Here is a 21,988-nt window from a genome sequence, read left to right on the forward strand (position 1 = left end):
CTCTACCTGCAGTTCGCGGGCAGCATGGTCGCAAATCAACTGATCCCCGATGCCGTGGAGCGTCTACTGCCGGGCCTGGACCTGGGTGCCATAGCCAGGGCACAAGCCGAGAAGCTCACGGACGGCGATCGCGTCCACGTCGAGCAGGTCGCGACCCGTGTCGCGTCGCAGGTGTGGGCCCGCGCGCATCGGCGTCGGTTGAGCACACCCACCAAATGGCAGAGCGAACCGGACTATCCGCAAATCCTGCAATTCTGGGCCGACCCCGGCCGCGAGCGCGTCACCGCTGTCACCCCGGCCAGCACCAAATCCTCCCTCGGTGCCGTCCACATCCAGTGCGATGACGAAGAATTCGTCCTCACCGTCACCCGCAGCAGGAAGACCCCCTACAAGCTGGCTGTCACCCCCAAGGGCGGACGTAGGGCGAAAAAACCGGCGACCGCCGCCTTAGCCGACCTCTCGGACTTCGTCAGCATCATCCACGGCCACACTCGCACAGCCGACTCCGCAGCCGCGGCGAACGACAGCGCCACCGAGGTCAGTTCCCGCAGCAACGACCACATCCCCCAGGACCCACAGGCGGCTCTCACCGGCGCGGGCTCAGAGAATAGCGGCGAACCCGAAGCTGCGTCGGAAGCGTCCGTGCCGCAACCATTCCCCGCTCGAGGACTGGCGGCACTGCCGCTGCCGAAGCACACTCCAGCGCAGGTGCGTGATCCGGCGAATGCTGCGTGGCCGCTTCTGCCGCCACCTGAGCAGGCCCTCAAACTGGCGGCGCTCGCCCGCGCCCGAGGGTGGGAAGCCTATGTCGACATCCGCGGATACGGACGTCGCCAACGTCCGCCGCATTGGTGGGTGACCCTGATGGCCAGGACCGCGCAAGGCATGCGGAACATCGACCTCCAGTTCGATCTGCAGCCTGACGGCACCTACGTCTACAACCCCCAGCGGTCGAGGGCGGTCGACTACGTCTTCCAGCCGCCCCGCGGAATCTACGGCTGGCAGCTGATCAGGCCCGGACAACTGATGCATGCCCGACCTCCTGTGGAGCCTGCTCAGGGCAGCTCAGCCGTGAGAGGCCCCGGCCTCGACGAGGTGGCACGTGAGGTCTGGAACTCCGGCCGCGTCCGACTGTACAGCTCGTCCGCCGCTCCGGACCCGGTTGCGCAGCAGCAGCCACACGCCGTGACCGCTGCGCAACTCGCTGCCCTCGTGGACGTCTTGTCTGCGCAAAGCCTCCGCTACCTGCACTTCAACCCGTCGCCACGGGATGACAGCTCCGAGCCGATCCCACAGCAGGTGCAGCGCCTCGTTCACGGCGCACTCCAGGAGTTGATCGATGCTGTGCCCGACCCCGTCCCCGGCGAAACCACTGCCTCTGTGACGGAGGTCGCCCAGGCCCTGTTCGGAGATCATGCGGCCATCCGTGATCTCACTGCGGCGTTGATCGCCAAACTGGCTGGCGAGGTGGCGATCACCGACCGCGACCGAAGTCTTGTCGCCGCGATCACCGGCTGTCCACCTGCCGCGTTGTGGCGCAGTGTCGAATTGGGGCTGGATCTCGCCGCCGAGCGCGTGGTCGAAGTCGAGCATGCCGGCAGTAATGCTGTGTACCGCATCGAAGCGGGTGACATGGCGTTCATAACGACGCTATCTCGATCGCAAGGGCTGCACACTGTTTGGGTCGCCGACGACCACCATCGCGGATGGCGTTCAAGCGGGTACGTCGATCAGTTCCTCGGTGCGCCGTCGAGCACCGCCGAGATCATGCCGCTCGTGCACACGCACCTCCAGCGGCGCGCCGAGCGAGCCGCGATCACCGCCGAGATCGCACGGGAACGTGAACTCGAAGCAGTGCGGGAGCAGCCTCACACCGAGCGCGGCGCTCTACAGCTCTGGCAGGAGCCGCAACCCGAGCAGTCCGCCGACCCCGCAGCGCCGGCACCCGGTGCCAGCAGCGACCCCACCAGCCGTGAGCCTACGCAGCAGGCCGCCGCGTCTGCGAATTCCGTCGCTGATGACCCGCAAGACTTGTCGGCGACCGGCCACGACACCACGGCTACCGAAACAGGCGACAGCGAACACAGCTTCGCAGTCCTCCGAGCACCGCTACCGAGTTACCAGTCGCTATGGGAGCGCGCATTCGCACCACCGCCGCCGACGGTCCCCACGGGTTTGCAGACCGCAGCGAGCTATGTCGAAACCTTGCATCCCCGAGGGTGGTGGATCGAGGGGGAGACCCCTGACTACCACTACAACCAATACCGGCTCCACTTGCGCGGACAAACCAAGCCGGAGCCGACCGAGCTCGAACTGGTGTGGAATCGCGAGGACGGGAAATGGGTGTTCGACACCCTCAGTTCCCGCGGCCGTGTCGGTGACCGCGACATCGAAGTCACAGGGCCGCAGATCGCCGCCGCTCTGCGGCAACCGATTACGCCACCACCGAAGGGATGCGATCGGGTACTTGATCTGCTGGTCTCTCGGGCCGCCACCGACACCATCGGCGCCGCGTGGATCGACACCCGCGCCAACTATCGACGCGGCGCTACCGTCCGGGCACTGGAGGTAATGACCGACCTGCTGCATCAACTGCGCCAGCCCAGCACCGATGCGGAGGTCCGTGGCGCTGCCGACGTACTGGCAGCGCATCCGTTGCTGCTGCGGCGGCTAGCCGCCGCGGTCGCCGACGAGGGAATGAGGCAGCAGGATCAGGGCTGGCGGCGGCATCGTCCTCCCGTCGCTGCCGTCGCTGATGCCCGAACCAGGAAACGCGGCCGGACGTCCTGGCCGGTGCCCGGGGTACCACACATCGGTCTGTCGGAGGTCGAGCGCGCGGTGATCCGCTGGCGCCTCACCGGCACTGACATCAGCGAACGCTTCCCCCACGACGACCGCGACGGGCATATCCGGCGCTTCGCGCGGGCCGAACTCGGCGACCTCCTGGACAAGTACGGTCTACGCCGAGTTCACACGGCTGTCGCCGAAGCGTTGGACGCGGATCCGCAGGCCCTGACGCGCAGCGAGAGCGAGCGCCGCGCAGTGATGGATGCCTGGGCTGATTCCGCCTTCCGCGACCGTGTCCAGGCTCGGGCGCACTCACACCGCGGCGAACACGACGCCGCGCTCGCGGTTCTCCGCCGCGCCCAACTCACCGAGCCGGTGTGGAACCCCTACGGTGAACCCGGCTACAACGACCTGGTTGCTCAGATCCGCGCCGCCCGACCGGCCGACCGGCAGACGGTCGACGCCTATTCCGTGTCGGTCCCCCCGCACCCGTTCGTCGACGACAACGCATTGCGGCAGTGGCGGGAATGGGCTACCTCCGTCATGGCAGCAGATCCCATCGTCACTGTCCGCAACTTCCGAGACCCCAATACTCCGTCGAGGCGCGCCTGCCGAGGTCGCGTGCTCGACGAGATCACCGACCGGCTGATCGCGCAACTACCCGTACAGCAACCAGAGCTCCTCGTTGACACCGACGCTGACGCCACGCGGGAATGGCTGGCCGCCGACATCCACCACAACCTTCACCCCGCAGTCGCCAGCAGCAAAAAGCATCCCGACTGGTGCGAGCATTCCCTCGGCTGGCAGTTGCTCGGCGTCGAAGACAAGCTCTTGGTGGCCTGGCATCACGACAGCTGGGTGGTCTGGTCCGGTGGATGGCCCGAGGCCGACGACTGGGGTGCGGACTACCGTGCCGCGCAAGCCGAGGTCCTCACACGCGCCGGACGAGCCGACTTGATCACCGCAGAAGCGGGGAAAGTCCACGCCCGCATCGACGCTGTACGGAACGCCGTGATCGAATGGGCGCAACCGCGGATACGCTCTCATGAAATCGTGCATGCCATCAGCCGCAGCGCCGATGACTGGCTTTTCGAACGCGCCCCGCGCTCATCGCTGATCGGTGAAGCGCTCCACGAAATCCTCGCCGAGCTTCCCGCCACCGCCGAACTTGCCGCCGCCGTATCCGCCACCGGCATCGACACCCAACGGATTCTGATTCTGCACGCCATCCCGCAGGTGCTGCAGGAACTGCGCGACACCTACCGCGGACGCGATCCACGGCAGTTGGCGGACACGCCCGGAAGCGATCTACATCCGGACGGTTCCGACATCATCGTCAGCGGTCCCGACGGCCACCAGATCAAGCTGAGGCAGCGCTGGCGGCTCGAACCCGGGGCACGCGGATGGGTCTGGGTCGATGCAGGCGCCGCAGCCGAAGCGCCGATTCTCGGTGAAACCCTCTCCGATGCTCTCACCGCAGCCCGCCGCCAACTGACCGCCGACTCCACCACGTCAGCGCTGGGGTCCGGCCACCACGAGGCCATCGCATCCGGCTTCTCAGCCGGCGACTCGCAGGTATCCACGGCCGAGCAGACGCCGACCACCCCGGCCGCGCCGCAACTGTCGAACGAGCAGCGTCTGCTGTTGTACGCGATCGGGGACTGGTACGTCGCCGGAGCGGCCAGCAGCGATGACTTCGAGCGCTGGGTCAGGCAGGTGGTCGAATCTCGGGTCACCGGCCAACTGCGCAACCGAGCCACCCGCGACCGACCGGATTGGCAGAACCTGTGGTTCCGCATCGACGAGGACGCTGCCCGGCTGTGGACTGCTGCAGGGGCGCTGCCTGCCAGCGCTACCGCCGCAACAGTGCCTCACAGCGTTCTCGCTCGCTTCGTCGCATCACTCGGCGCCGAAGTCCGTGAACAGCTCAGCCCGCAAAAGAAGCTGAATGTCGATGAGCGCGACCACGTGCTACGCGTCGCACTCGGGATCGAACAACTACCTACCGCTGGCGCCCAGCCCGCTTCGGCCGCGACAACCGCGGCCTCGACCGACCCGGTGGGTGGTGGTCGATCCGACGAGCTGGCAGCCGACGCCCGAGAGACAGAACACAGCGTGGCGGAGGAAGCAGCGCAACCCTCTGCCGCGGTGTTGACCGACGATCAGCGGCTGCTGTTGGCCGCTGTTGCCGCCTCCACCTCCGGGGCCGGCCGACTGGCCGCGGTGCTCGTAGACCCTGCCGCGGCGGAGGGTCTGTGGCAGCCAGCGTTGCTTGTCTCGATGCCGCAGTTCGTGCGCGCACGACGGCCTGAATGGACGGGGTGCTCGGTCCGTTCGATCGGTGAACAACTGCAGCTGAGCAGGTTCCGGGAGCCGCTGCCACCGACCATCGCGCCGGTCACCCTCACGCGCGAGCAACTTCAGGCGTGGGCTGTGTCGGTCACCGTCCCGGACCCGATGCCGACTCGGCTGGATGAGATCGAGACGCTGGTCTCGTCGCTGCTCGGTGTCGACTCCATCGCAGCGTCCGCCCCGACTGAAGCGTTGACCACCGATCCATCTGTCACAGTGACGGAATCGGCGCAGGTGGCAGCTCCTGGAGTGCTTGCCGACTCCGAAGCCTCCGAACCCGTCGTGACGGATGCGACTTCCGCGACGGCGCCGGCCGACGCCCAACCCGCGTCTGCCGCACCTGTTCAGGTCGTCGACGACGGCGGTCCTGCGATCACGGACGTGGAGCCTGCGGTGCCCGGGCCCGCCGAGACCACCCCAGCGGAGCTGTCGGATGATCAACGGCTGCTCATCTACGCGCTCGCAGCAACCGTGCCCGGTGCCTCACGGCTGCGCTCGATACTCGGCGATCCCTCCGAAGTTCAGGGCCTGCTGGATTCAGAGATTTCGTCATCGATCCCCGAGTCGGTGTTGGCGTGGCGGCCGCAGTGGGAGTCCTGCGCACTGCGAGTCGTCGATGACCGGATCGTCTTGACCCGATGGGCTGGTCGTCCACTACCTGACGGGATAGCGCCGGTCGCTGTTGGTGCCGAACAGTTGCGGATTTTGGCCATGGCCACCACCCCACTCGACTCGATGCCGGACAGCGTCAGTGAACTCTTGGACGCCGTCGGTGCCGCGCTCGGGATAGACCGCGTCCGCGCGGCCGTCGCTGACGGACCGATCTACCCGGCCCTGTGGGAGGCGCTGGCACGGGAACTGCGCGCGAACGCGCACCGAGCCAACGCCGATTCTCTTCCCGTTGCAGAACAGCAAACCCGGGAAATCGCCTACTGGGCGGCGGTCGGTGACCGCATCACCCGCGAACTGCCCCTTGTCGCCGAACCCACACAGGAACACGCGCTGCGGCAGGAACTGCGCACGGCCCAGGCGGCGCGGGATGCGTGGGCGCGGTCGGCGAGCCTGCGCGAGGCTGCCGACAACGCGCTCAGCACAGTGCGACGCCGCCTCGGTGAGGCCACGAACAAGGAACTCGCCACCATCGTCGACACCGCCGCCGCGGCGGCGCGTCACGGCAGCGACCCGATTGCCGAACTGCGCAATGCGCTGAACATGCTGGCACTGCCGAACGTCGACATCGACGCGGTCGCCGAAGCGGTCGCAACCGCGACCGCAGTGACCGTCGATGCGAAGAACCCCGCGGACTCACCCAGCAGCGACACCGATGCCAGCGCCCTGGAGGACGAGGACCCACCGACGTGGGAGATCCCTGCATGGTCGCCGATCGCGGCGGCTGCCCGCGCCTACGACTGGGAGGTCCAGCAGCTCGAAAAACAGTCGGCAACAGGAGACATTGAACATCTTCTGCGGGTCGGCCAGGCATCGGCAGCGGGGGTCCGGCAGTTCGAAATGCCGTGGCGCGTACCGTCGGATTGGCGGCGACCGGTCTATGTGGCTGCGCACGCCCGCCGCCGGCACCTTGATGACTATGAGCTGACCACCGCAGCATTGCTGCCTGCGGTCGTGCTGCAGCAGATCCGTACACCTGCGCTTCCGGCGGCTGAAGCCAGCGCCGACATCACCACAGTGAAGGAACTGGCTGCGGCGCAGGATGCCGCCCACGACACGGCGGTGCTGGCGCGAGGCCTCGCCCCAGCATCCCTGCTGGGCGCCGACGTCACCGAAATCGCCTGGTGGGAAGCCGCTGTCCGGCTCATCGACGCCGAAGCCGCGTCCATCGGGCCCAGTGACATCGATCGCGAGCAGCGGGTGAGCCAGCTGCAGCGTCACCGCGAGCGCGCCGACACCGAGATCCAGCGACTCCAGCTGCTCGGCGACATCCGCAAAATGCTCACCCCTCGCATCCGCGACTGGAGAATCGCATTCGGCACTCTCACCGATCATCAAATCGATGCTCTGCTCACCGCAGTGCACGAAATCGGCTATGCGACCACACAATCCGGCGGCGATTATCGACCGCAGTGGCAGCGGCTCGAGCAGTTGCTCGCCACCGACCACCTCACTGACAGTGAGAAGCAGCGGCTACGGGACTTTGCCACCGAACTGATCCCCGCGCACCTGCCGCGCCCGGACGGCAGCTACCCCGATGCGCACACCGAGCGGGTCGTCGGCTGGCTGGCCAGCGCAGGCATCGCGCACGAGTTCGACACTGCCGAAGACACCGCGAGCCAACTCGCATATGCGCTCGGAGAGACTGTCGCCGACGAGCTGATCAGTTCACCGGGCTGGTCCGGATTGCATGCGGTGCTGATCGCCGCCGAGAACAGGGGCTTCGACCTCAACACCGTCCTACGCGGACCGTATCAGCCCGGCATGACCGCCGAGGACCTGCGATTGCAGCTGCGGTCGGTGCTCATCGGTGCTGACGGTGCATTTCCCGGTGTTCCTGAACGGCTGTTGCTGCCCGGGCCAGTGCCCCAACCACCGCGCTGGCCCACCCCTGAACCGGATCTCGGGTTCGACCGGGCCGCCGCCGACCAGTTGGTGCAAATCTTGGTCGCGGCCCGCGACCGCGAAGACACAGACGCCCAGCTCAACCAGCTCGCGGCCACCGCGAATCCTGACCTGTATCGAACATTCGCCGCAAGCCTGGCAGCTGACGAAACCATCAACCTCCTGGACATCATCACTGGCGACGCCATCGACTACGAGCGCAGCCAGAGGATCCTCGCCGCCAACGCGCTGAGCGGTGACAATCACGCGCTGGATGAGTATCTCTACCAGCAGTTCGCGGCAGCGGTATGGGCTGCGCACGCACCCCAGCAGGCAGCTGACGTGGCTGAGTCGCTGGTGTCGGTCAACGGCTTCTTCGAAATGGTGTCCGCCATCGAGCTGGATGAGTCCGGCATCGGCCACATCGAACTGCGTGCCGCTCTCGGGCAGTTCCGGATCGACCTGACCCGCGATGGCACCTTCACCCTCGCGGTCATCAGCCCCGCCAACGGCATGCCGGGGAAACGGTTGATGATCGCGCCGATGGCGCGGATAACTCGGGTCTGGGATGAAATCCACGATCACCTCCGCACCCAGGCAGAGCTGGAAGCTCACCTCGAGGTGGAACGTGCCGGCAACCCGCCGAGGGCAGCCGCATCGTGGATCGACCGCGCTGCCTCCAACGGATGGTCACACGAACAATCCTGGAACTCGGGGAACACCTTCACCTATTCCCTGACGCTGACACGCACCGACGTCACGCCATCGTGGGAGATCGTGCTGTCCTGGGAAGCGGATGGGCACGGATACCGGCTCCGCACGGAGGGTGGTGTCATCTGCCGCTTCGACGGCTACACGCCGACCCTGATCGAGCAGAACAAAGGACTCCCACCAGCGGCAGCCGAACGCATCCTGCTCGAGCCGAACCTGGGCGCGTACCCCGCCGACGTTATCTTGATCGCGGCATTGGCCGACGCCGAGAACTGGGCGGCGACCGGGCCGGACACACTGCTGCGGGACCACAGCATCTGCCGGATCGTGCTCGGCGCCCGCACCGACCGCGGAAGTCTGCACTATGAGCTGATCTGGCGGCTCGTCGACGGCCAATGGTGGTATATCCCGCAGCTGTCGACAGCGAGCCACTCCCCGATAGCGCCGCAACTACACGACGTGCGCGCCGATCTCTACGAGATCACCGCGACCAAACCGGCGAGCGAGAACCGCGACATCTCGCCTGCATCCGCGGCCCTAGACATCGCCGCAGCTGCCCGCGAGCAGGGCTGGCAGGCGCTCGGACCGAGCATCACCGCCACCCGCGACCGGTGCACTTTGACGCTGGCCACCGACAGCAGCGCCGGTCCGCGCTATTACTCGCTGGTGTGGCGTCGCACCGACGGCAAGTGGTCCTACGACGCCAACTCGTCGTGGGCGGCTCATGAGCACAACGCCCACACCCGACCGAAACTGAATGCGGTCCGTGGCGACATCTCCACCCTCCACGTGCTGGACGTCAGCACAGTGCCAGCCGAACCCGGCACCACAGTCGACGCCGAACCGGAAACAGCACAACCTGACAGCGTCGAACACTTCGAATCCGCTGCCGCCTCGCCAGCAGCACACGTCGATTCGTCGCTGATCACCACCGCCACCCAGGACCCGGTCCTGGTGAAACTGGCCGGACTGGGAGACCCGGACCTGTATCAGGTGTTCGGGGCCGTGGTGGCAGAACAAGCCATCACCGCGGCGCTCGCCGAAAACGAGATCGCGTTGACCGGATCGCAGCTGTGGTCACTCTCCCAGAGCGCAGCCCAACACGTCGGCCAAGCGTCGTCCGCCGCGAAATCCGACCTTGCCGCTGAGCGGTTCAACGCGGCGTTCGAATGGTTCGAGCACGACATCCTCGACGCCGACGACGAGAGCCTCGCCCGCTATGAGCTCGCGGTGACGGTCGCGGGCCGCACCTATTCGATTCTGGTGCCCGAGCAGCCCAGCGACGGCTACGAAGTGATCTATCACCCCACTCGCGAAGAAGAACAGGCCGGCGCCGCTGAGTGGGATGTCATCGGCACCACGGCGACGGCCGCGCAGATCATGCCGATGATCCGCAACTTCGGCTACGAGGCCGCCGAGGAGTACGCCGCTTGGATCGCCCCCCGACTATGGCCTGCACAAGCCGAACTCGCCGCCGAAACAGCTCCCGCCCATGGCTGGAACGTCGCGACCTCGACAGAGAAAAAGCCCACCCGCAAGCGCGGCACGAAACCGCAGCCACCTGAGCCTCCACATTTGCAGCTGAGGTTCACCCGCACCCGCGACACAGCACCCTCAGCCGACGAAGTGACGCTGTGGTGGGACTTCACCACCCCATACGGCCCCTTCGAATACAACGAAAGCCGCTCCACCAGCTCACCCGGCCTGCTGACAGGTCCCGGCGTACCGTTGGCGGCAGCTCTCACCGTCCTGGGCGGCGACACCGTCGAGCACCCGCAGCCCGCATCCCAGGGCTTGCTCGATGTACCGCTGGTCGGCACATCTGACCCGGCCCCCGCAGGTGCCGGTGCTGAGATAGAAGTTTCTGGTGCGGCGTCGCGCATCGGCCCTGGGGCTCCGGTCTCCGCTGAGACTGACGCATCCGTGCCGCTGGTGGTCGACGAATTCGCCACGTTGGCCACCGCGCACCAGGGACGGCTGGTCATCGAGCAGGGTGCCGCAGTCATACTGCGCGATACCGGTGCAGCATGCGCCCAGGTGGGCGAAGCCACCATCGACTGGTGTGTCGGTGAAGGGCTGCTGGAGGTAGTGGGTGCCGCCTACACGCTGACCCGCGAGGGCCGCCGGTGGGTTCAGCAGCAAGAACGGATGCTGTCGCAGGCCCCGAACGTGGGCGATCAAGTCATGGTGCTGACCAGCGGTCGCGTCGGCGTGGTCGCGGGCTACCGCTACGATCCCGACGGCGGATACACGGCGTGTGAGGTCATCCTTGACCACACCAGCCCGACACCCAGCAGCATCACAGTCCGGCTGCGTTACATGACGATCCTGGCTCCGGCCACCGTCACCGAAGACACCGCCGCGAGCCTGCGCGCCGTCGCGACGCCCACTGAAGTCGAACTGGTGCGGCTGCTGCCCGACCCTGCCTACCGAGGCGCAACCCTCTCACCCAAGGACTCCGAAGACTCGCAATTTGAGAACTCCGACGAGCCCGAAGGCTTGTTCGACATAGACGTTGCACCGCGCCGCGACCAGCAGACGAAGAAACAGAATCGGAAGGGGAAGAAGCAGGGCCCTGAGCTGACGCCGGCACAGCGGCTGCTGCTGTACTCATTCGGCAGCAATCCAAACGGCAGCTGGGTGCTTGCAGCGGCACTCGGCACCTACCCTCACGGAGCCGCCAAGCACATCTTCGAATCCGACCACTGGCCCAGAATCGCGGACAATGTGCTGCGGATACGTCCCGACTGGTCGGCGTGCTATCTCAAAGTGAAGTACGACGACCGGCCCGGTCGCATGCGCCTCGCCCGTTCACACCCGCGCATTGATCTGCCATTCTCACAGCTGCCCGACGACTACTACGAAGCAACGGTCACCCGATCTGAACTCAGCCAGTTCGCCAAGACCCTCGACGCCGATCTGCGCGACGAACTCGCCCGCTGCAACATGCTGCCCGGCTCCAAGAAGCCGCCCGGAGATCGCCCGAGCTGGGAGCGACAGCACGAACTGCTGCGCCACGTGCTGCGGATCGATGACATCGAAGCCGCACTCGCCGCAGCCACCGAAAAGCAGGCGGCCACTGAAACCAGCGTGGAGCCCGCCGACGATGCCGCCGTATCGCCGCGAACGTTTCCGCCGGTAGTGCTGAGCGATGATCAGCGATTGCTGATGTACGGGGTGTATGGACGGCTGCTGGCGAGGGCCCTGGGCGCCCGGGGCCGCAACTACATCGCCGAGCTAGGCCAACAGGGATGGCGGGGTGGACTCCACGAGCGGGTACTGGCTTACCGGCCCGAATGGACCGGACTGTCCTATGAATTCGGCACCGGTGGCCTGGGATGGCACGGTACCGAACTGCCCGAAACCGCGGCCGCCGCCGCGGTCCCGCAGACCACTCTGCAGCGATTCGCGCGATCGCTCGACCCCGCCACGCGGGCACGCCTTGCTGATTTCGACCGCCTGGAAGACGACGAGAGCGATCAACTGCTACGCCGGGTCCTGCAGATCGACGCCATCGCCCAACCACACACCGATCCCGAGCATGAACCACACTCAGCGCACCTCGATTCTCGACTGGCGACCGACGAGACCACCGTGGTCCACGACACCAGTGCCGAACTGTCCGAGACCGGCGCGCTCGCTGCCTCTCGACCGGGTCCGGCGGAAGCCGCCGTCGAAGGCATCGCGAATGACACCTTCGACGGCGAGGAGGCGGGGGAGCGGCCGCCCGCCGAGCGCTGGCAGATCCCGCCGGTACAGCACGTCGCCGGAAACCCCGGAAAGGGGAAGAGCGTACTGCGTCGCTCGTTGCAGGCCGCTATCCGCGTCACCGACAGCGACGCTGATCGCGCTGTACTCGAAATCGCCCGAGATGCACTCACGAAGACGTCGTGGGCGAGATTCGGCGGCATCGACGGCCAGGCTCGTCAGCTGGCCGACATGGACGATGCACTCATCGCGGAGGCGGGACTCACGCGCCAGGACGTGGACGCACGCATGCAAGCGGTCACCGATCTGGCAGACGAACTCGACCGCCGCGGCTACGGCGATATCCAGGTGGCAAAAGCCAACGGTCAGGAACCCACTCTCAGCAGCTATCTGCGCGACTACGCTACCGCCTACCACGCGCGTCGGCGTCAACAGGCACCGACGGCAGAGGCCGAAAACGCCGACGCCACACAGGAACATCGCAGCCCTGCCGCCGGTGAACCGGCCGCGCCTACGACGGCTAGCGCCGACACCAACCCCGATGCCCCAACCGATCTCACTGCCGAAAACGATGCGAACGACCCGGCTGTATCGGTCGACGCCGCGAGCGCCACCTCGGTGCAAGACTGGATCGCCACCATCAGCGCCGAGATCGTTGCCGAACTCCACGACAATCACCCTCTCGTGCAGCTGGCTGCGATAAGCCGCCCGAAGCTGTATCTGGAACTTGCAGGCATCATCGCCACCAATCAGGTCCTTCCCCCCATCGATCCCGCGCGCTGGAATCTTGCTCGCACACCCGCCGTACAGGCATTGGCCCAGCGCATCCGATCAGGGGAACCCTCGTCGATAGAGCTGCTGGCGACCAGCGTCGCTGCCGCAGCATGGGGCAACCGCCCGCGCCGCCCCGAGATCGACTTCCGCACACGCGCGGCGGTCATCGAACCAGGCGACTGGAACGCCCTGAAGTTCTCCGCCCACCCGACCGAACGCGTTGCGTCGATCGTCATCACCCAAGGCAGCCGCGAGCACGAAGCCCACATCACTATCGAGGCCGACGACCGCCGCTACCAGGTCACCGCCTACAGCCGCAGCAGCGAACTCGTCCGCGTCAGCCCCCAACTGCCGACACACGAGCCGAACGCACCCACATCCAAGCACTGGATGTGCTCGGCCCACGAAATCATCCAGTCGATCCGAGACGACCTCACCAACACCAACCACGCGAATGACAATGCAGGACCTGCCGCGTCCCCACATGCCGCGCTCGAGGCGCCGCCGGTCGACACGGATCAGCAGCCTGCACCGACCCCGGGCGGCGGCAGCGACCGGGCAGCGGCTGATCCTGAAGGCGCATACGGCGCGGCGCGTGCTCAGGAGCAGGCGGCTAGTCGGGCGTGGCTGGCTGCCCTCGACGCTGGCACATACAGCTGTGCGGAGTTGGACGCGCTCGAGATCACTCTGCGTGAGGCCGAGCTACAGGCATGCCGGTTGGAACTCGCGCTACCGGCGAATGCCGATCGTGACGACGCAAAACTGCCGCGCATCGACATCGCCGAGCTGCTCCTCGATTCGGCCCGCCAGGTTGCCGCTGCCCGCGCAACGCTGTACGACACCATCGAGCTGCTCGCGCCAGGGTTCGAGAGCCAACTGACTGCTGAGCAGACCCGCCTGTTGGACACCGCGATCGACCACGCGGTTCGTGCACCGCTGCACGGGTCAGACGATGCGCTTCTGGACAGCGGCATCGCCCTTATGGTGGCACGCCTTCGGCAAGTCCTGGACAAGCTGCCCATCCTCAGCGCTGAAGACATCGAACACGTCCTTCAGTCACCACACCTCCACAAGCCGGCTCGGCGAACTCTGCCTGCAGACGTCGAGGAGGTCGTGGAAGCAGCGGGATTCGCTGGATGGGATGTACGAGAAAGCCTCGCACCGAACGAAGCCCGCGAACTGACGATCAGGTCTTTCCATGCGGATGGCCCGCGAGACGAATTCGAACTGCACCTGGATCCCGACGGCGACACCTACCGCTACAACCCCAGCCGCTCCGGGCACGAGTTCGGGACCCGCTACGACCGCAAGAGGCACAGCGCACCCTCCCTCGCCGACGTGCACGCGATCATCCTCCAGCATCCCGCCTCCGCGGCGGAAACGCGATCGAATGCCAACCAGCCTGCGACCGCACCCGTTGTCCCCAGCGCGGGTGAGGCTGCTCATGACACCAGCGTCCGCGAAACGGCGGCCACCGAACCTGCAGGTGGTGGTGCGCCGCGCGACTGGAAGTCCGTGGTGGACGCGTTCCAATCGTGGTCGCCCGGTCAATCGCCGGACACCGCCGTCCGTGAAGCGATGCAAGCCATCACCCCCGACTGGCTGCGCGCGGTACTGCGCCACCGCGGATACGAGCTGTCCGAGTCGCGCGGGCAAGATCCAGCCGCAGGCGCGGACTTCCAACGGTGGTCGCGTCCACAGGCGGCGGAAATCTCCATCGCCCGGCATGCTACGACCAGCGGCTACGTCGAGTCCGTAACCCTCGCACTCGCCGAACTCACCGGCGGCACCGAGCCCATCGACAACTCCCAAGGCAGGGTCGATCACCGGCAATGGCGTGCGGTGGTCGACGACCTCGAAGCGGCCGCCCGTTTCACCGACGTCGAACTCGCCACCATCCGATGCGTCGCCGAAGATCACGCCCACGAGTACATGCACCTCGGCGCTACCGCACCCGCCCGCGAGCTCGCCCACAGCGCCCTGCTCCAGCCCCTGTGCGACCGGCATAACCGGGACTTGGTCGAGCGCACCCTGTTGGCCTATCTCGCTGTCCACGACGGCGAAGCGGTGCTGGGCCAAGACATTGACGCGATCACCCATCGGCGCAACCTGCGGGAAACCCGCGAAACCGACGCGGCCGCCGACCGCGCGCAGGCGGCGCGGCTGGTGCACGCGCTGGCATTCGATGAAGCCAGAGAACTGCTGGCCCTCGCGCAGCGCACCGACCCGCTGTGGAGCAACCCACTCTGGAGCAACGCCTACGCCCGCGCATGGGAAACGCTCGACGCTGCTGCCTCAGCCGCCGAAGACCTGATCGAACGTGCGGCCACCGATACGCAACTGGCACGCTTCGCCGCGCAGGCGCCTGTGCACACCTACCGGGCCTTCGCTGCCACCGCCGCAGCCCAGGCACTCATCGACCTGCCGACACCCTCAGGGCAGTCAACGAGCACCGGCGAAAGGCAGGCGGCGCTGCTGACGGCGGTCGCGGAATCGAGCTTCCGTGGGCAACAGTTGTCATATCTGGTCGCGGAAAAGGCATGGAAGACAGCCGATCACACCAGACAAGAACTCGGCGACCTCGCCGCGCCATTGACGCTGAATCTCCGCGAAGGCGTCGAACGGTTCGTCGGCATCCTCGGCTACTTCCAGGACGGGACGCCGATTCTCGGCATCCACGCCGACCGGCACCAGTACTGCCTCATCGCGCGGGACACCAGCCGCGGCAGTACCCCCGTCGAGGTGTACCGCCAGAACGGTCCTGACCTCGTCGTGCTCACCCTGATCGGTGCTGAGCAGCCAGCCGAAGTGATGGCGCGGATACGCCAGCACCAGCACGCGCTGGCCGCCGCCGAGGACGCCGAACTCGAAGCCGCCCAACAGGCGGGCTTGCCCGTGGAGCACTCCCTGAGGCCGGGGCCAGAGATCTACCGGCATCGGCGTGAGTATGCCGCGCTGAAGTTTCCGGTGCGTGATATCGCCGCGGCCGCCGCTGCCTGCGGGTTCGAGGTGACCGTCCACACCGGACACGATGCCACCCGGCTGCGGCTTGCCGCCGACACGCCCAACAACGAACGGTCCGAACTCGAATTCGTCTGGCTCGCTGAAACTCTCGAAGCTGCCTGCGAGCCGGCCGACATCACTCACGTGGTCACAAACAACGGGACCACCATCGGCAACACGCTGACCCTCGTCGAAGCCCTGAGAGTGATCCAAAGCGGCGATCCGGCCCAGGATCTGTTGACGCATTTCAGTGACCAGCGCGCCATCGCGACCCGTCAGGAACGCGACAGCGACAACAACGCCGACTTCCGCCGCCTCGACCGCGACGTGTTCGTCGTGGCCGCCTGGCAGGCGGACACGTTGCAGTGGTGCGCCGAACTCGCCGCCGACCCCAGCACCGACGGCGACGAGCACCACGAATACCGCTACCACCTCGCCAATGCGCAATCCCAGCTCGCTGCCGCACACCGCATCGCCACTGCCCGCCTGCAAGTGTTGCGCGCACTGCACGGCATCACATCTGCTGACCCCCTGCCACGCCCAGCGGCGTCTCTCGATGACATCATTGAAGTGACGCTGTGGCGGGTCGAACGCGGTGCCGACCCCAGCGTGTGGCGCGAACGGTTCTCCGCTGGAGTCGCCGACTTCGATATCGCAGCGCCAGAGCGGACAGCCGCTCTCGATCTCCTGGATGCGCTGCACGCGGAGCGGCTGCGGGATATTGCCAGCACCGCACAAGACATCCAGCTCGCTTCGGCGGTAGCCGAACCCTCCGCTCCAGTGAAGCGGCCATCACCGCCAGCCGACATCGACCCTAGTTCCCCCACCACGGCAGACGATGTCGAGTCGACGGCTGACTCCGACTCCGCCGTGCCGCCACTGCAGCCTGCCGCGGCGGAACCTGCGATCGTCATTGAGCACAACCGCACCGGCACGCTGATTCACGGCATCCCCCGGTGGACACCGCTCTACGAGACGCTCAGGCAGGAAGGCTTCCGGCACTCCAAGAACATCGACAAGTGGTTCCTGCCGCGGCCATGGACCTTCGACACTCGCAGCAACCGGGTGCGCAGACTCGGGGACGCATTCACCCGCGCCCGCATCGCCCACGTCGTCCAGCCCACACCACCCGCCCAGCTGAACCATGCACCAGCAGTTGTGCGCTCCACCCAGGTCGCCGATGCGCCGCAGCCCCGGACGACCGAACCGCTGGTGCCCGCTTCTGCAGAGAACGACCGTGACCGGTTGGAAGCCGTCCACGCCTGGTGTAACCGCGACAGTGTCCTCACCCCAGTCCAGTTGGCTCATGTCCGCTGTGCCGTCGAGGACCACGCGCCCAACTACTTCTCAGCCGGGGCGATCGCCGAACAGTCGATCCCGTCGGTGCTGGCCGACCAGTATCTGCCGGAACTCGACACATACGGCGGGCGGGACGCGCAGAAGCAAGCTGTGCGCGACTACATCGCCGCGCACAACGCAGAGATCCGCTCCCGCACCCGGGAGCAGGTCAGCCACCGCCGCGCCGAACGCGTAGCGCATGCCGCCCGGCTGCGTGGTGAAGTGGCAGGCCTGCTCAGCTCCGGCGCGCTCGAGCAGGCCAAGCAGCACATCGACGACGCGGAACTGCTCGACCCCACATGGGACGGAGAGCTCGGCGTCACCTATGCGCGGCTGCGCGAGTTCGTTGACCGCGCCGCGGCGTGGGCTGATCTTGCCCTGATCGACGCATACGAGCGGTTCGAAGGCCTGATCGCGGTCACCGACTCGCACCCGGACCCTGTGCACTACCTGTGCGGTGTGCGTGCCGGTGGCCGCCGCTACGTGCTATCCCTCGCGAAGGACGACGGGAAGCTCGTCACCCTCTTTGCCGCGACCAACAGCATCGACGATCCGCGGCGGATGACCAGTATCACCGCGCATCTGGGGTTGCCGACCGCGCCGGATCAGGTAATGAATTCGGTCCGGCGTCACCTGTCGGACACCGCTCACGGCAGCGCTCTGGAAGAAGACCGGTGGCGGCGCGCTGACGCCGAGAACGAATCTGCCCCGTGGCTGCTGACAGGGCCGCTGATCGCGCCATACGAGCGCTACCACGGCGAAACCGTCGCACCGGATAACGGCACCGGACACTGGCACCGAATCGAGATCTCCGGCACGCGGTATCTCGTCCTCGAATCTGCCACCGACGGCCGCTACCAACTCCACCTCGCCGACGACACTGGCGACCTCTGGCACCGCGGCAGCGCTGTCACCGCAACCAATGCGGTGACCGAGGTGATGGACCTGCTACGTGCGCACGCCCACGGAGTCGCCTACGAGCAGGGGTACGCAGAACGCGATCAACGCGCCAGATCGCTGCCGCCGGCCAAAGCCCGGCAAATCCTCGCACTGGCGCGAGCAAATGGGTGGGACATCGAGATTCACCGACCGTTCGGCGCTGAGGACTCTGGCTTCGCCAGTATGACCGTCAGTGGCTACACCGCACGCGGGTACCTCGGCTGGTACATGAACTGGGATACCAGACGCAGATCGCCGGTGTACAACATCAAGCACTCGCGGTCCTACACTTCACCCGGCGGCCCCGCTGGTAAGGGCGAACGCCTGGACGACATCTTGCGGCAGGTGCACTACCCCGCCCGTCCCGCTCCCGAGGCGACACCAGCGGCCCAAGAAACCAAGACCGTCACCGTGGCGGCACATCCATCCAGTGAAACGATCGTCGAACCCAGCCTGTTCGATCTCGCTGATCGAACCGAGTTCGACACCACGGCCGGCCACGATTTCGACGCTGCTGCAAGCGCGCTCCCGATCGGCGGGCAAACCGCTGGTGCGGAGGATGCCGCGCCAGTGCAGGATGCTGAGGTGGCCGCGCCCGCGGGCCCGCGGGGAACAGCACCGGCGAACGTCGCGGACAATCAGGACGCAGACAGCAGGGAAGGAACGGTTGATGGCGCAGTTGAGCAGGCACGGCCGCCGCGCGCTCGAGTTCTGGACGACCTACCGGCCGACAGCACTGAAGCAGCTGGAGGATCCGGACGGATTCTTCCAGGCGCTGGACAACCGGATGCTGGTGCGGATCGGGACACTGGTCGATCAGATGATGAAAGGGCTGCCCGAGGAGCAGCGGCCGATATTGAAGATGCAGGCCGCGGAACTGGTATTCGAGCAGGAGGTGCGGCCGCAGGACAAGGAACCGGGGACCGAGCACCTGGAGATCTAGTCCGGTTCCGGCCGACCGGCCGGGAGGACCTGGGCGCCACAGGCGAGATGACCCGGGCGCGAGCGAACCTGGCCGCGCTGCGCACACTGCGGCAACTGCAGCTCACCGGGCGTTCGGCGGCCACCGCCGAAGAGCAGCGGGTGCTTGCTCGCTGGTCCGGCTGGGGTGCGCTGTCGACGATCTTCGCCAAGAAGCCACCGCAGACAGACAGCAATGCGCTGGCGCGCTGGCTCAAACTCGACGCAGAACGCACCGAAGTCCGCCAGTTGCTCTCCAACAAAGAGTGGGCAGCCGCGTCCCGCAACACCACCACCGCGTTCTACACCGACCCCACGCTGGTGAACGTCATCTGGGACACGGTGCGCGCCCTCGGCTTCGACGGCGGCCGGGTCGGCGACTTCGGCTGCGGCACCGGCAACTTCATCGGGTTCGCTCCCACCGACACGAGCGAGCCGATCAAGATCGACGGCATCGAGGTGGACCCGATCACCGCGGCGATCGCCACCTACCTGTACCCGGACGCCAAGATCATCAACAAGCCGTTCGAGGACGTCCGGGTAAGCAAGCCGAAATACGGCCTGGTCATCGGCAATATCCCCTTCGGCGAAACCACACCCTACGACCCGGTCTACAACCGAGACCGAGAGCTGAAAATCCACAACCTGTTCCTGTGGAAGTCGCTGCACGCCGTCGAACCGGGCGGGCTGGTCGCTGTGATCACCTCCCGCTACACCCTCGACAACTCCGACCCGAGCCTCCGGCAGAAGCTGCACAGCATGGCCGACCTCGTCGGCGCAGTCCGGCTCCCCACCCGCGCCCACAGGGGGATGGCTGGCACTGACGTCGTCACCGACATCCTGTTCCTGCGCCGCCGCCCCGACGGCGAGGCGCCGGCCGCCGACGACTCCTGGCTGCACACCCAGCAGCAGGTGCTGCCCGGCAACGAGCAGCCCGTCGAAGTCAACACCTACTTCCTCACCCATCCCGAACAGGTGGTGGGTGAACTGTGCACGGTGAGGGCCCAGTTCCCCGAGCCGAAACTGTCGGTGAAGTTGGCAGCCTCCGAAAACCTCGAGGAACTCGTCGCTGCCGCGGCGACACGGATCGCTGAGCCGGAGCCGGAACCGGAGTTCGAGTTGCCGGCGCTGGATCAGGAGTACCTGCCTGAGGGAGCGTTGGGTCTGGATGACGATGGTGAACCGACCATCATCGAGGACGGCGAACCCGTCCCAGTCGAGGTGCATCCGCAGCAGCGGGACCGGCTGATCGAACTGATCCAGCTCAAGACGCTGACCAAACAGCTCTACGCGGCCGAAGGCGCCACCTCCGTTGCGGGTGACACCCCCCACTTGACGGCGCTGCGGGACCGATTGCGTGAGTCGTGGCGACGATACCGAGCCTCCAACCCGCCACTGACCAAACCCGGACAAAAACGCATCTTCACCCCGCGCGAGGCCAGCGCTCGCGCCAAGAAGCAGGGGTTGAAGAAGACCCCTGACGAGTGGAAATCGCGGACGGCGTTCAGCTACATCGACGACGACCCCGACGCCGCACTGCTGTTCGGTCTCGAACGCTGGGATGCCCGCGCCCGCAAGGGTCTCGAGCAGAAGGTGCTGCACGGCCGCGTCCTGGAGCCGCGGCAAATGCCGACGGCCGCTGATGATGTCGACTCCGCGGTCGCGATCGCACTCGACCAGGACGGCGGACGCCTCGACATCGACCGCGTCGCTGCCCTGCTGGGGATCTCCCGCATGGAGGCAGTCGCTCAGGTCGAAGCGGCCGGGCTGGGCTTCCGCGACCCCGAAGATCCCAGCGAGTGGATACCACGGCACCTGTACCTGTCCGGCAACGTCCGCACCAAGCTCGACGCCGCCCGCACCGCCGCCACCGAGAACCCGGTCTTCCAGGTCAATGTCGATGCGTTGGAGAAGGTGCAGCCGCGGGACCTGTTCCCCTCGGAGATCACCGCCAAAGTGGGCGCACCGTGGATTCCGGCCGAGGACTACACCGCGTTCCTGCGGCATCTGGGATTCGAGCAAGCGACGGTCAAACACGCCGGCGGCGTGCTGTGGGAGGTCACCGGCGCACACGCCGGTGACCTCGCCCGCACGGAGTGGGGCACCATGCACCGCAGCGCGCAAGAACTGTTCGGCCAGCTGCTGTGCAAGACCGAATCCACGATCAAGATCACGCGGGAGGCCAAGGGCCGCAAAGTCGTCGACCGCGAGGCCACGGACGCGGCTCAGGAGAAGGCCCGCACGCTCGCGCGCGCGTTCGAGGAATGGGTGTGGGCCGATCCGGTGCGCGCCAAGCGACTCGCCCGCCTCTACAACGACACGCTCAACAACCTCGTCGGAACCGAGTTCGACAGTAGTCCGCTGACATTGCCGGGCCTGCGCCCACCCAAACCCGGGTGGGCGATGCGCGCTCACCAGAACGCCGCGATACGCCGAATCCTGTCCGGACAAACACTTCTCGCGCACGTCGTTGGGGCGGGTAAGACCGCCACCATCGTCGCCGCAGCGATGGAACTGCGTCGCACCGGCCTGACACGCAAACCGGTGATCGTCGTGCCGAACCACATGCTCAAACAGTGGACCGGCGACTTCCGCACCCTGTATCCGAACGCGAAGCTGCTGGCGATCAACGCCAGCGAGCTCGGCGCCAGCGCCCCGAAGTTCATGGCCCGCATCGCCGGAGGCGATTGGGACGCGGTGATCCTCACCCACGAGGCGTTCACCCGGGTCCCGCTGCGCAAGGCCACCCAAGAGCGCTACCTGCGTCGCGAGTTGGCGTTCCTGCGTGATCAGCTCGAACGAGCCGAAGAAGCAGGCATGGAATCCCGGACGGTCAAGCAGATCGAAACGGTCCTGGAGAACG

At 66.6% G+C, this 21,988-nt stretch carries 1 protein-coding gene; it reads left to right on the forward strand.

Annotation, left to right across the window (positions count from 1 at the left end; all coding sequences use genetic code 11):
* Positions 1-21,988: DUF8437 domain-containing protein (locus ON27_RS33100; RefSeq protein ID WP_043736519.1), on the forward strand; the 21,988-nt coding region annotated here is incomplete at both ends.

It is taken from the genome of Nocardia asiatica NBRC 100129, from assembly GCF_000308415.1.
Lineage (GTDB): Bacteria > Actinomycetota > Actinomycetes > Mycobacteriales > Mycobacteriaceae > Nocardia > Nocardia asiatica.